Source organism: Saccharococcus thermophilus (assembly GCF_011761475.1).
Lineage (GTDB): Bacteria > Bacillota > Bacilli > Bacillales > Anoxybacillaceae > Saccharococcus > Saccharococcus thermophilus.
Map to the genome: position 1 here is coordinate 2,648,002 of NZ_JAASRS010000001.1, position 13,676 is coordinate 2,661,677.

The 13,676-nt window shown below is 48.2% G+C and carries 10 protein-coding genes and 1 riboswitch; of the genes, 5 read left to right on the forward strand and 5 right to left on the reverse strand.

Annotated elements, in window-relative coordinates; all coding sequences use genetic code 11:
- Positions 1-10 precede the first annotated feature (10 nt).
- A complete protein-coding gene (locus tag BDD39_RS13765; RefSeq protein ID WP_166911527.1) occupies positions 11-142 on the forward strand; it encodes a DUF3941 domain-containing protein in 132 nt (43 codons plus the stop codon).
- 37 nt (positions 143-179) lie between these two features.
- Here the strand turns inward: BDD39_RS13765 and BDD39_RS13770 are convergent, their stop codons facing one another.
- The 3 genes from BDD39_RS13770 to BDD39_RS13780 all read right to left on the reverse strand — a co-directional run bounded on the left by BDD39_RS13770 (position 180) and on the right by BDD39_RS13780 (position 3,800).
- Complete coding sequence (locus BDD39_RS13770) at positions 180-1,832, reverse strand: methyl-accepting chemotaxis protein (RefSeq protein ID WP_166912421.1); 1,653 nt, start codon at positions 1,830-1,832, stop codon at positions 180-182.
- 16 nt (positions 1,833-1,848) lie between these two features.
- Entirely contained in the window at positions 1,849-2,835 is a 987-nt protein-coding gene (locus BDD39_RS13775) for a BMP family lipoprotein (RefSeq protein ID WP_166911529.1), read from the reverse strand.
- 107 nt (positions 2,836-2,942) lie between these two features.
- Positions 2,943-3,800, reverse strand: a complete 858-nt coding sequence (locus BDD39_RS13780) for a CvfB family protein (protein WP_208404403.1) — start codon at positions 3,798-3,800, stop codon at positions 2,943-2,945.
- A gap of 185 nt (positions 3,801-3,985) precedes the next feature.
- Between BDD39_RS13780 and BDD39_RS13785 the strand changes: the two genes are divergently transcribed.
- Entirely contained in the window at positions 3,986-4,477 is a 492-nt protein-coding gene (locus BDD39_RS13785; RefSeq protein WP_166911531.1) for a YajQ family cyclic di-GMP-binding protein, read from the forward strand.
- A gap of 82 nt (positions 4,478-4,559) precedes the next feature.
- On the opposite strand, the gene BDD39_RS13790 is transcribed toward BDD39_RS13785, so the two are convergent.
- Complete coding sequence (locus BDD39_RS13790) at positions 4,560-6,068, reverse strand: L-lactate permease (protein ID WP_166911533.1); 1,509 nt, start codon at positions 6,066-6,068, stop codon at positions 4,560-4,562.
- A gap of 125 nt (positions 6,069-6,193) precedes the next feature.
- Between BDD39_RS13790 and BDD39_RS13795 the strand changes: the two genes are divergently transcribed.
- From BDD39_RS13795 to metH, 3 genes are all read left to right on the forward strand, one after another.
- The gene (locus BDD39_RS13795; RefSeq protein ID WP_166911535.1) at positions 6,194-6,751 is read left to right on the forward strand and encodes a helix-turn-helix domain-containing protein; all 558 of its coding nucleotides are present in this window, start codon (positions 6,194-6,196) and stop codon (positions 6,749-6,751) included.
- A gap of 205 nt (positions 6,752-6,956) precedes the next feature.
- Positions 6,957-7,059, forward strand: a riboswitch (SAM riboswitch).
- A gap of 76 nt (positions 7,060-7,135) precedes the next feature.
- The gene (locus BDD39_RS13800) at positions 7,136-8,986 is read left to right on the forward strand and encodes a bifunctional homocysteine S-methyltransferase/methylenetetrahydrofolate reductase (protein ID WP_166911537.1); all 1,851 of its coding nucleotides are present in this window, start codon (positions 7,136-7,138) and stop codon (positions 8,984-8,986) included.
- Positions 8,979-12,389, forward strand: coding sequence for a methionine synthase (gene metH / locus BDD39_RS13805; RefSeq protein WP_166911539.1), 3,411 nt, complete (start codon positions 8,979-8,981; stop codon positions 12,387-12,389). The genes BDD39_RS13800 and metH overlap by 8 nt, the downstream gene beginning before the upstream one ends.
- A 238-nt stretch (positions 12,390-12,627) precedes the next feature.
- Here the strand turns inward: metH and BDD39_RS13810 are convergent, their stop codons facing one another.
- Positions 12,628-13,674, reverse strand: a complete 1,047-nt coding sequence (locus BDD39_RS13810) for an RNA-guided endonuclease TnpB family protein (RefSeq protein WP_166911541.1) — start codon at positions 13,672-13,674, stop codon at positions 12,628-12,630.
- Between the last annotated feature and the right edge of the window lie 2 nt (positions 13,675-13,676).

The following is a 13,676-nucleotide window of genomic DNA, read 5'->3' on the forward strand; positions in this document are numbered from 1 at the left end:
GCACAACGCTATGTCACATACAAGCGATAACGATAAAAAAGCGCGTGACAACAACGCGAAACACCACGAAAAAAACATGCTTCGCGAAAAAAACCGCCAGGCGGGGAAATTTGCGTACTCGAAGAAGACGGATCATTTGTAAAAAACAGGCTGTCCTTTTATGCAGGACAGCCTTTATTTCATTCCATCCGAAACTTCGCCATCACCTCATGCAGCTCATCGGTCAATTGTCTTAGTTTCGTCACTTTCTCCACCATTTTTTCAAACGCCGTCAGCTGTTCCGACATCGAAGCGGCGATTTCTTCGCTGCCGGCCGCCGACTGTTCGACAACTGCGCTAATGCTTTCCACATTTTGTAATACTTTTTCTTCTAGCTGTTTGGATGTTGCCATATTGACGACAAGTGCTTGAATATCGGCGGAAATGCCAGCGACTTTGTCCTCGATTTCGGCAAACGCCTTTGTCGTTGTTTCAATCGACTGCGATTGCTGCTCGGCGATTGTTACTCCTTGGGCGACAGCTGCGGAAACCGAGGAAATGCCGTGCTTAATCAGCGAAACGGTTTCAAAAATTTGCTTTGTCGCCTGCGCGGATTGTTCAGCAAGCTTGCGCACTTCGTCTGCGACAACGGCAAATCCTTTCCCTGCTTCTCCCGCTCTTGCTGCTTCAATCGCCGCATTTAACGCCAGCAAATTCGTTTGTTTGGCTATATCGGATACCGCTTTTGCCATTTGTTCAATGTTGGCCGCATAGCTCATAAATTTATTCGTCGCCTCTTCAATGGACAACATCGCTGCATTGCTTTCCCGGATCGCGTGCAGCTGCTTCTCCATCGCCTGCTGGCCATGTTGAATCGCTTCGACCGCCGCTTCGCTGTAGCGCGCCGTCTGTTCGGTTCGTTCGGCGGTTTTCATAAACGTATCGTCCATTTGTTCAATGAGCTGGACGGCTTGCTGCAGATCTTCAGAAATGCTTTGCGCCCCCGCGGACAGTTCATTCGTCGATACCGCGACTTGCCGGTTAATCTCCATAAGCATTTGGTCATCTGCTTCAATTTCTTTAGCAAATATTTCGACTTGTTGACTAACCACCTCTACGGAGCGAAGCAACCGTTTCAACTCCTCGACCATTGTATCAAATGCCACATTTAGTGCGCCTAGCTCATCGTTTTGTTTATAATCAATGCGCTCGACAAGCAAATTGCCTCCTGCAATTTCAACCGCATTGTTGGCAAGCCGCTTGAGCGGATTCGTAATCGAGCGCGTCAGGCGCAGGCTTATCACTCCCGACAGCACGATGAGGGCAATGCTGCCGATGATCGCCGTCCAAATGATAAAACGAATTTGCCCTTGCAAATTGTGCTGAAGCTCGTTGTAGTAATCGTTTGTATACAATTGCAGCGTATAGATGTCATTAATCGCGCCTTCAATCCGCATCGCCTGCCGTCTTGCCTCTGATGCGTCGCGGCGGTCAAGCGCGGTAAGCGACTCCGTATGCACTTCGGCAAATTTTTGTTTCGCTTTCGCTAATAGAGCGCGAAATTCCTTTTGTTTCAATGATTTTTCCAACTTGCTAATCAGTTTTTCTGTCGCTTCGATTTGCGTTAGCACTTCCTGTTTATTTCCTTCCGTCATATTGTAGGCGGCGTTGTTTAGGCTCTGCTTTGCCGATTTCATGCTTGATTCGAGCCGCTCGACCGTCAGCAACACCGGTACCATATCTTTGTTCGTCGCCTGAATCGACAACATATTGACAATAATAAATCCCATCAATATGATCGATGCAAGAAGTGAAAGAAATGAATGAAGCCATAGTTTGTTGCGAATCGTCATCGTAATCCCCTTTTCTCTATCTTGTTGCCACTTCACCATCAATCACTTTTTGTTTCCATTGTTCTACAAGCTTCTGCTTTTGCTCGTCCCAAGGAATGACGCGGATTGGAGCCAGTCCGACGCCATTTTCCGCAAGGCCAAGCTCCACCGTTCCCTCCGGCAGCTTTCCGTTTTGTACATATTCCTTCAACACGTTGAACAACGCGACATCCACATTTTTGACCATCGATGTCACGACTGCCTTTTCCGCGTAAAAATATTGGTCGCTGTCTACACCAATGGCATACGCGCCGCGCGCTTCCGCTTCCCGAAGCGCGCCGACTCCGGTAAATCCAGCCGCCGTATACACGACGTCGCACTTTTTGGCAAACATGTCTTTGGCGATATTAGCGCCAAGCTTGTCATTGCCAAAATCGCCGGCATAGACAATTTGAACAGAAGCGGACGGCTTTACGGCGTGAACCCCTTTTTCGAACCCCGTCGCAAATTTATGAATCAACGGTACATCCGCCCCACCGATAAACCCGAGATGGTTTGTTTTCGTCGCCAGCGCCGCCACCACTCCGGCAAGAAAGCTTCCTTCATCTTCTTTAAACGTAATGGACGTCACGTTTGGCAAATCAGAAACAGCGTCAACTAAAATAAAACGCTGCTTCGGATATTGTTTCGCCACTTTTTCCAAATCTTTTTGTACCATGAAGCCAAGGCCGATGACGATATCATTGCCGTCTTCAATAAGCTCCTTTAAGCCTTGTTCATACGTTTTCGTATCTTTCAATTCCCGGTAATCAAAAATAATGCCTAGTTCATCTCGCGCTTTCATTAATCCGTGAAACGCGGAGTCGCTAAACGATTGATCTCCTAGTCCGACGTCCGACAACATAATCCCAACTTTGATTCTATCCTTTTTCGTTATTGCCTCTTCCGTCGAACAGCCAGACATCATCGTAAACATAGCCAATAGCGCGATAACAAGATGCCATATACGTCTTTGCTGTTTCATGGTTCGTCTCCTTCTTTCATGGTGTCCATTATTGTTTATCGGCACGGTTCGGTATTTGTTAAGTTTTTTGGCAGAAAAAAAGCAAAGCCGGACTGGCTCTGCCCTCTTTATTCCTTCTTATACGTCCAACCATTTTCTTGATATACTTTTCCTTCCTTCATCAAACGGCCTAATGCCCGTTTAAATGCAGCTTTGCTCATATGAAAGCGCGCTTGGATATCATCGGGATCGCTTTTGTCGTGATATGGCATCGCTCCGCCGCGGCTTTCTAAGTACGCATAAATGGCCGCCGCGTCTTCGTCGATGCTTTCATGCTTGCGCGGCAGTAAGGAGACATTGACCGTCCCGTCCTCTTTCACGGCGATGATTCTCCCTTCCACCGCTTCACCAAGGCGTGGTTCGCGGCGCCACTGCGATTCATGGACAAAACCGAGATAGCCGACATCGGAGATAAGAAACGCTCCGACCTTAATCACACGGTAGACGCGGCCGCGAATGTTTTGATTGAACGCTGATTCCGGCGCTTTCACGGCGATTTGTTTCATCGTTTCATCATCCGCTAGTTTAGCAAGCAGCCGTCCGCGTTTATCCGTTTTTAGCGAACAATATAATTGATCCCCGCGCTGCGGCCATAGCGAGCGGAGCGACGGCAAATCATCGATGGACACAAGCACATCTTTGGAGATGCCAATATCGACAAAGACACCCAATTTCGGAACGACGTCCACCACTTCGACCCAGTCGTAGCGATTGTTCGTGATTTTCGGCATTTTCATGGTGGCGCACAGCCGCCCGTCGTGATCATGATATAAAAATACCGTTGCCTCGTCGTCCACCGCAAGCGTTTCGTTCGCTTCGCTTTTATGCAGCAGCACTTCTTCCGTGCCGTTCGTTAAAAAGTAGCCAAACGGCGTTTTCCGTTTTACCATTAATGTCATGATTTCTCCAGCGATTAATCGTTTCATTGCAACCTCTTCCTTTATCTATATTTTCACGCTTATTATTCCCCACTCCAATTGACAGCTCCGCGCAAAACATCATTTTCCCTGCATCACAAGGATACTCGGCTCCATCCCTCCTTTTCTTGTTGTGCCCCTTGCCACATTTTACTATAATAAAACTAAATAACGAAGAATGCTGGAGGTCGTGTATGTCGAAAGAAAGTTCCTTTGATATTGTATCGAAAGTCGACTTATCGGAAGTCACCAATGCGATCAACATCGCACTGAAAGAAATTAAAAACCGCTATGACTTTAAAGGCAGCAAAAGCGACATTTCGCTAGACAAAGATGAACTCGTTCTCATTTCCGACGATGAGTTTAAATTGGAACAGCTCAAGGACGTGCTAATTGGCAAGCTCATTAGACGAGGCGTGCCGACGAAAAACATTCAATACGGCAAAATTGAGCCGGCTTCTGGGGGGACGGTGCGCCAACGCGCCAAACTTGTGCAAGGCATCGACAAGGAAAACGCGAAAAAAATCAACACGATCATTAAAAACACCGGCCTGAAAGTGAAAAGCCAAGTACAGGACGATCAAATCCGCGTCAGCGGCAAAAGCAAAGATGACTTGCAAAAGGTCATCGCCGCAATTCGCGAAGCTGACCTGCCGATTGATGTGCAATTTGTCAACTACCGATAAAAAGATGCAACGGGCACTAAGCGCCCGTTGCATCTTTTTTCATGCTCTTTTCCTCTATTTTCACATTAAGTTTTAGAAGCAATTATTCAAAGAAAAAACCTAACCCAACAATACTAGACATAATGATCAGCAAAGCAGCAAAAGCAATCGGAAGAATGTCCCGCACAAATTGCCCTTCCTGTCCAGACCGGTTCGTGATGGAGGCCGCTAAAGCGATTCTCGATGGAGATGCCATGGTCATGTTCGAGGCGGAGACGTTTTGTGCGGTGGCATATAATAGCGCTGGATGATGCAGCTGCTCGGCCATCGTGCTTTGAAAATGGGAAAACATGGCGTTCGCCGCGCTGTTGCTGCCACTCATGAATCCGCCGATCGCGCCGATGAGCGGAGAGGCGATGATAAACCACGAACCTACTAACGCGGCAATATGGGCGGCCAGGAAATGAGTCATTCCCGATCCTTCCATCACGCTCGACATTGCGATAAAGCCCATCGTCGCCATTCCCGCTGGATACACTTGCCTCAACGTTTTCTTGATGCAGACTGCCAACCGCGCAACATTGATTTGATATAGCCACACTGCTATGAGCGAAGCAATAAACAAGGCAAATCCAGGACTATACAAAAGCTCCAGATGAAAACGATATTCCGGCAATTGAATAACTAGCGCATCCGTAACAATCCGCTTGCACGCAGCAGAAAAATGAGAAACAAATATATACACTGTCAAAACAGCGTACGGTACTACCGCCTTATAAAAGTTTCCTTTCAACATCTGTACATGGCTCGCAAAAGTCTCGATCTCCCTGTTGCTTATAAACGACTTTAATTTCCAATAGGCAATGAGCACACAACCAGCGGCACCCCCTGCCAATACACCAGCCAGCTCTGTAGATACATACGCGCTTGTCGCCCATGTAACGAGCGATAACACAGAAGAAACGAGAAAAATGGAATCGAGATGCTGTTTGACCGACTTTTTTCCGCCGCTAACCGCCACGACAATGAATGTATAAAATATATAAAGCGGGATGCTTGCCATCGCGCTATACTCCCCCAGTTGATGCAATGGAACTCGAGACAACTCCGCATTAATGACCGTACCGATGGCAAGCGCTCCCCACGGCACAGCCGACTGCGTCAATAACGATAACATCATTGTCTTCTTCGCTGAAAATCCGAGCGAAAGATATAATGGGGCAGCGATCACGACAGCAATGCCAAATCCGCTGACCGCTTCCAGGAAAGGACCTAAAGCGGCAGAAATAAGCAGTCCTTGCTCTGCCGGTGAATGGCAAAAGCGGAATAAACCATAAGCAATAATATTCATCGCTCCGCTTTCATTCAGCAAGTTGTACAAAAGCAGCCCAAACACTAATACATAAATGACCGTCACCGACAACAACATTCCGTGAATCGAGGAATGAAGCAAATCCTGCACCGACGCATCAAAAGAAAAAAAGGCCAATGCGAAAGCCAATCCATACGAACAGACAGCGGTATACAGCGCCGGCATTTTCAGCCAAACCAAGCAAATGAGAGCGAATAAAATAGGCAATCCTGCTAATAAGAAATGAATCGCATCATGCATAAAACATCCCCCTCTCCCCTTTTATCCACTATAGTGGATATATATAATTATTCTCTACAAAAAACTGTAAGTCAAGACAAAATTTCCACTATAGTGTAATATATGAAGAAAGGAGGAAGACAGTCATGAATTTTGGAAAAAACGTACGAGAAGCTAGAAAGCGTAAATCTCTTTCGCTACAGGCGTTATCAGAGCGCTGCGGAGTTAGCCGCTCCATGCTGTCGCAAATCGAGAGAGGAGAAAAAAACCCGACCATTCAGGTAGCTTGCCAGATCGCTGAAGGGTTAGATATGACTCTTTCACAATTATTAGGGGAAGATGATCAAAGCGAAGTCATTATCATTAGAAAAGATGAGCGATACGTATATAAAGACGAACGGAGCGGCTTTGAACGCCATCTTTTGTCCCCTTCTTTTCCGTCAAAAGGGATTGAGTTTGTTTTCAACCGGATCCCGCCAAAACAAGAGTCGGGTGTTTTTCCAAAGCATAAAAAAGGAGTAAAAGAGTATATCTCTGTAGCTAAAGGAAAGTTAAGAGTCGTGCTGGGAACCCAATCATATGACTTGGAAGAAGGAGATTCGATATACTACGAAGCCGATATAGAACATCGTTTCATCAATATCGGGGAGGAAGAATGCCACTACTACCTAGTCATTGATTCCAATTATATACATTCACTATAGTGAACAACACTGCTTTTTAACATGTCCACCGAGAAGTCTCCCACCTCTAAACAGAGTGTAGGTGGGAGAGGTTCATGCATTAATGCTTTTTTCTATTGAGGATGGAATATTTTCTTGAAAACGATTTTATTATATTGAATATTTTCAGAAAATGCTTTACATTATATATTAACTATAAACGTTTGGCTACAACTTCATAGCGAATTTCTTATCAAGAGAGGGGGAGGGACTGGCCCGGTGAACCCTCAGCAACCTGACGGATGTCAAGGTGCTAAATCCAGACAGGCAAAACGCCTGGAAGATAAGAAGAGACGATACATAAAAAGTCTTCTTCTTATAGAAGGCTTTTTTCTTTTACCATTTTCATAGAACGGGGGAATGAGCGTGGGGCTTTTGCAAGACTTAAAAGAACGCATCCTTATCGCCGATGGCGCGATGGGAACGCTATTATACTCGCACGGCGTCGACCGATGTTTTGAAGAACTAAACTTATCGAAACCGGAAGACATCCTTCATATTCATGAAGCATATATCGCCGCGGGTGCCGAGGTCATTCAAACGAATACATACGGCGCCAACTACGTCAAACTCGCCCGCTATGGACTCGAAGACGAAGTGCCGGCGATAAACCGCGCGGCGGCAAGGCTCGCCAAACAGGCGGCGGGAAATAAAGCCTACGTGCTTGGAACGATCGGCGGATTGCGCAGCATCAATAAAAGCGCCGTTTCCATCGAAGAGGTAAAGCGGACGTTTCGCGAGCAATTGTTTGTGCTGTTAAATGAAGACGTCGACGGCTTGTTGCTCGAGACGTATTACGATTTAGAAGAATTAGAGACGGTTCTTGCGATCGCGCGCAAAGAAACGGATAAACCGATTATCGCGCACGTCTCCCTCCACGAAGTCGGCGTTTTGCAAGACGGCACTCCGCTTGCTGAAGCGTTGGCGCGCTTGGAGCAGCTGGGAGCCGATGTCGTCGGGCTGAACTGCCGCCTCGGCCCGTACCATATGATCCGCTCGCTGGAGGAAGTGCCGCTGCCAAACAGAGCGTTTCTTTCCGCGTATCCGAACGCGAGCCTGCCGGATTATCGCGACGGACGGCTTGTCTATGAAACAAACACCGATTATTTTAAAGAAACAGCGCTCGCCTTCCGTGAGCAAGGCGTGCGCCTGATTGGCGGCTGCTGCGGCACGACGCCGAAACATATCGAAGCGATGGCGGGCGCCTTAACCGATCGGACGCCGGTGCAAACGAAAACGGTGAAGCGGCGCCATATTTCCATTTCCCTTCAATCGAACGAACCAAATGCCGTCCCGCCGCTGCAAGACATCGTACGCAAGCGGCGTTCGGTAATCGTCGAGCTCGATCCGCCGAAAAAATTAGGAATCGCCAAATTTTTAGAAGGTGCCAAAGCGCTGAAAGAAGCGAATATTGATGCGCTGACACTGGCTGACAACTCGCTGGCTACACCACGGATCAGCAACATGGCGCTCGGCTCCATCGTCAAAGAGCATCTTGGCATCCGCCCGCTTATTCATATCACCTGCCGCGACCGCAACTTGATCGGGCTGCAGTCGCACCTGATGGGCTTGCATACGCTTGGCATCACCGATGTGCTCGCCATTACCGGCGATCCATCGAAAATCGGCGATTTTCCTGGAGCGACATCGGTCTACGACTTATCGTCTTTTGACTTGATTCGGCTCATTCGCCAGTTTAATGAAGGGCTGTCGTATTCAGGAAAACCGCTCGGTCAAAAAACGAATTTTTCGATCGCCGCGGCCTTTAACCCGAACGTCCGCCATTTGGATAAGGCCGTAGAACGCTTAGAGAAAAAAATTCAATGCGGCGCCCACTATTTTATTACCCAGCCGCTTTATTCCGAACGGCAAATCGAGGAAGTGTACGAAGCGACGAAGCATCTTGAGACGCCGATTTACATCGGCATTATGCCGCTAGTGAGCGCGCGCAACGCCGATTTCCTTCACCATGAAGTGCCGGGCATCACGCTGTCGGAAGAAATCCGCTTGCGCATGGCGGCATGCGCCAACGACCCGGTACAATCGGCTCGCGAAGGAATTGCGATCGCCAAATCGCTCATTGACGCCGCTTTTGACTTATTTAACGGCATCTACCTCATTACGCCGTTTTTACGCTATGAAATGACGGCCGAACTCGTCCGCTATATTCACGAAAAAGAAAAAGCCGCGCAAGAAAGGAAGGTGCTCCATGGCTAACGCAACACTCGAGCAACAGCTTAAAAAAAAGATTCTCGTCATTGACGGCGCAATGGGAACGATGATTCAAAGCGCAAAGCTCTCGTCCGATGATTTCGGCGGCGAACCATACGAAGGATGCAACGAATATTTGACGCTCACCGCCCCTCATGTGATCGAGCGCATTCATGAAGCGTACTTGCAGGCTGGAGCGGATATTATCGAAACAAACACGTTCGGTGCGACAAGCATCGTGTTGGATGAATATCAGCTTGGCCATTTAGCGCTCGAATTAAATATCGAAGCGGCTAGGCTTGCCCGCAAAGCCGCCGATGCCTACTCGACTCCCGAATGGCCGCGCTTTGTCGCCGGTTCGATGGGGCCGACGACAAAAACGTTGTCCGTCACCGGCGGTGTGACGTTTGAACAATTAGTCGCCGCCTATGAAGAACAAGCACGCGGGCTATTGCTTGGCGGCGTCGACTTGCTTTTGTTAGAAACGTGCCAAGACACGTTAAACGTCAAGGCCGGCTTTATCGGGATTACGAGAGCGTTCGAACGCGTCGGAAAAAAAGTCCCGATTATGATTTCCGGAACGATTGAACCGATGGGAACGACGCTGGCCGGACAGACGATTGAATCGTTTTTCATCTCCGTTCAGCATATGAAGCCGTTTGCGGTCGGATTAAACTGCGCGACCGGTCCGGAGTTTATGACCGACCATTTGCGCTCGCTCGCTTCCTTAGCGAATACCGCTGTCAGCTGCTATCCGAACGCCGGGCTTCCTGATGAGGAAGGACATTACCATGAGACGCCGGAAATGCTGGCGAAAAAAATCCAGCGTTTTGCCGAAAAAGGCTGGATCAACATCGTCGGCGGCTGCTGCGGGACAACGCCGGAACATATTCGCGCCATCGCCGAAGCGGTCCGGGATATTCCGCCACGGCCGATTCCGAAGTCTTTTGGCGTTCATGCCGTCTCCGGCATCGATCCGCTTATTTATGACGAAACAATGCGTCCTTTGTTTGTCGGAGAGCGGACGAACGTAATCGGCTCGCGCAAATTTAAACGGCTCATCGCCGAAGGAAAATACGAAGAAGCCGCGGAAATCGCCCGCGCGCAAGTGAAAAACGGCGCACACGTCATCGACATTTGCTTAGCTGACCCAGACAGAAACGAACAAGAAGATATGGAAAAGTTTATCCAACAAGTGATCAAAAAAGTAAAAGTGCCGCTTGTCATTGATTCGACCGATGAACGCGTGATTGAACGGGCGCTCACCTATTCGCAAGGGAAAGCAATCATTAACTCGATTAACTTGGAAGACGGCGAAGAACGGTTTGAAAAAGTCGTTCCGCTCATTCACAAATACGGCGCCGCCGTTGTCGTCGGCACGATTGATGAACAAGGAATGGCGATTCGTGCCGAACGGAAGCTGGAAATCGCTTTGCGCTCGTATGACCTGCTTGTCAACAAATACGGGGTGTCCCCGCATGACATTATTTTCGACCCGCTTGTGTTCCCGGTCGGCACCGGCGATGAACAATACATCGGCTCCGCTAAAGAAACGATCGAAGGCATCCGCCTTATTAAAGAGCGGCTGCCCCACTGTCTAACGATGCTCGGCATTAGCAACGTCTCGTTCGGGCTTCCGCCGGTCGGACGCGAAATTTTAAACTCTGTCTTTTTATATCATTGCACACAGGCTGGGCTTGATTACGCGATCGTCAACACGGAAAAATTGGAGCGCTTCGCCTCGATTCCGGAAGAAGAAGTCCGTTTAGCGGAAGAACTGCTGTTTAACACCAACGATGAAACATTAAATACGTTTATCCAATTTTACCGCGACAAAACAAAGGAGCCAAAAAAAGCAAAAACAGAGCTTAGCTTAGAAGAGCGGCTCGCCAACTATGTCGTCGAAGGCACGAAAGAAGGATTGTTTGCCGATTTGGAACAGGCACTGCAAGTTTATCCCGACCCGCTTGCCATTATTAACGGCCCGCTGATGGCCGGAATGGACGAAGTCGGCCGGCTCTTTAACAACAACCAGCTCATCGTCGCCGAAGTATTGCAAAGCGCGGAAGTGATGAAAGCGGCGGTCGCCTTTTTAGAGCCATACATGGAGAAAAAAGAAAGCAGCACAAAAGGAAAAGTGCTTCTCGCCACCGTGAAAGGCGATGTACATGACATCGGCAAAAACTTGGTCGACATTATTTTAAGCAACAACGGCTTTCACGTCATTGACTTAGGCATTAAAGTGGCGCCGCAGCAGCTCATTGCAGCCGTTCAGGCGGAAAAGCCGGATATCATCGGCTTATCCGGACTGCTCGTCAAATCGGCGCAGCAAATGGTCGTCACCGCGCAAGATTTGCGGCAGGCGGGCATTTCGACGCCGATTTTAGTCGGCGGCGCGGCGCTGACGCGCAAATTTACGGAAAACAAAATCGCTCCGGAATACGATGGGATTGTCCTATACGCCAAAGACGCCATGGAAGGGCTGGCGCTCGCCAACCAGATCCAGCAGCACGAAATCGAATATACAAAGACAGAAAAACGGGAAGTAGAACGGGAACAAGCCGCACCTGCCGCCACGGCAGCGAAATCCAATGTTTCTATGGACGTGCCGGTATTTGTCCCAACCGATTTGGAGCGCCACATCTTAAAAGAGATTCCGCTGTCTCATATTATTCCGTATGTCAATTGGCAAATGGTGCTCGGACACCATCTCGGATTAAAAGGAAAAGTGAAGCGGCTTTTGGAAGAAAAAGATGAAAAAGCGCTTATGTTAAAGCAAGTCGTCGATGACCTGCTTCAACAAGCCCAGCAAGAACAATGGATCACGCCAGCGGCTGTCTATCAATTTTTCCCGGCGCAAAGCGATGGAAACCGCATTTACATTTATTCTCCGGAAGACAAGAAGACGGTGATCGAAACATTTGAATTTCCGAGACAGCCGCGGGCCCCGTATCTTTGCCTCGCCGATTACGTAAAACCAATAGACAGCGGGCAAATCGACTACGTCGGCTTTTTCGCCGTCACCGCCGGCAAAGGCATCCGCGAACTGGCGCAACAGTGGAAAGAAAGCGGCGAATTTTTAAAAAGCCATGCGATTCAGGCATTGGCGCTCGAAATCGCGGAAGGATTTGCGGAACGCATTCACCAAATTATGCGCGACCGCTGGGGCTTTCCGGATGACCCGGATTTTACGATGGAAGAGCGCTTTGCCGCCAAATACCAAGGGCAGCGCTACTCGTTCGGCTACCCGGCCTGTCCGAACTTAGAAGACCAAGAAAAGCTGTTTCGTCTTCTGCGTCCGGAAGAAATCGGCATCCATTTAACGGACGGATATATGATGGAGCCGGAAGCCTCCGTCTCCGCGATCGTCTTCGCCCATCCAGAAGCGCGCTATTTCAACGTGTTGTAAAAAAGCTGGCCAAAACGGCCAGCTTTTTATGCAATGTGATCAGGTAAATAATATTCTCCTTCTAACTTTTTGAAATCTTTTTCATTCCATTTGACACTCCGCACGACTAAAGTCGTGGGATTCTTGGGTGGTAGTCGGAAGTCCATTTCTGGTATCCGTAGTTCCCCCAAGTTCAGGGGTGTGCCATCGCCCCGTCCTACGGCAGAGCCTATAGCTCCGTAGGCTGGCAGACTTTCGCTTACGCTACTCCATCTGCCACAGGTGCTTTCATGATATTCCACGCACCCACTCGATCCCGATGCGTGACGTACCCACACCTACATACATACTTGCGGTCTCTGGCTTTATTTTTTGTTCCGCATTGCGGACAATGTTGAGAGGTGTATTTCGGGTCCACATACACGACCGAAATTCCAGCTAACTTAGCTTTGTATTCAATAAACTTGGAAAGCTGATAAAAACTCCATGTATGCAAGTGCTTTTCGTTTTTACGGCTTGTTCTTGCCGTCTGACGAATGTTCGTCAGCTTTTCCAGTTTCATAACCGAAACCTCTTCCTTGATGGCCATGTTGACAATCTGGCGGCTGATTTTGTGGTTGATGTCTTTCATTATGCGCTGCTCTTTATTGTTCATTTTGCGAATAGCGGACAACTTCTTGAGTTTCCCTAACTTTCTTCTTCTTTGCTGATATTTACGGCGAATATATTTGTTTTGCCTTCCATTTCCGAAGAAACGAGTTTTTCCATTCGAAGTCACCGCTACCGCAGGAACTTTTAGTCCGAGATCCACACCCATGACCTTTTCATTTTTCTTTTCGGTCACAGGGATGCTTAACGAAACTTGTGCATACCACTTTCCTGCCTTTTCCACAATGCGCATCAGCCCAAGTTTGGCATGTTGGATCAGGTTTTTATCCCGCTCTGTCACGATCGCTTGAAATCTTGTTTTTTTCGTTTTTCCATCCAACATAATCGGAAATGCGATCATTTGCTCGCCAATGGTATAGTTTTGATTATTGACGAAATATACAGGTTTTTTGAGGATGGGGCGCTTCCCTTCTTTTTTCATCTTCTTTGATACACTTTTCGCATCACGAATCGCTTGATTCAGAACAGCCGAAGGAAGATGGGCGTCCACATCTTTTGTCGTTACTTTCGGGAAAGAACCTTCTTTCTCGGCTCGTTCGATTAAAGCATTTACGGTATGGATATATTCTCTGCACAACTGACGAAGAAGTTTAGGGGTATCTGGAAAGAATCGAATTTTAATCGTTAATACCTGCACCG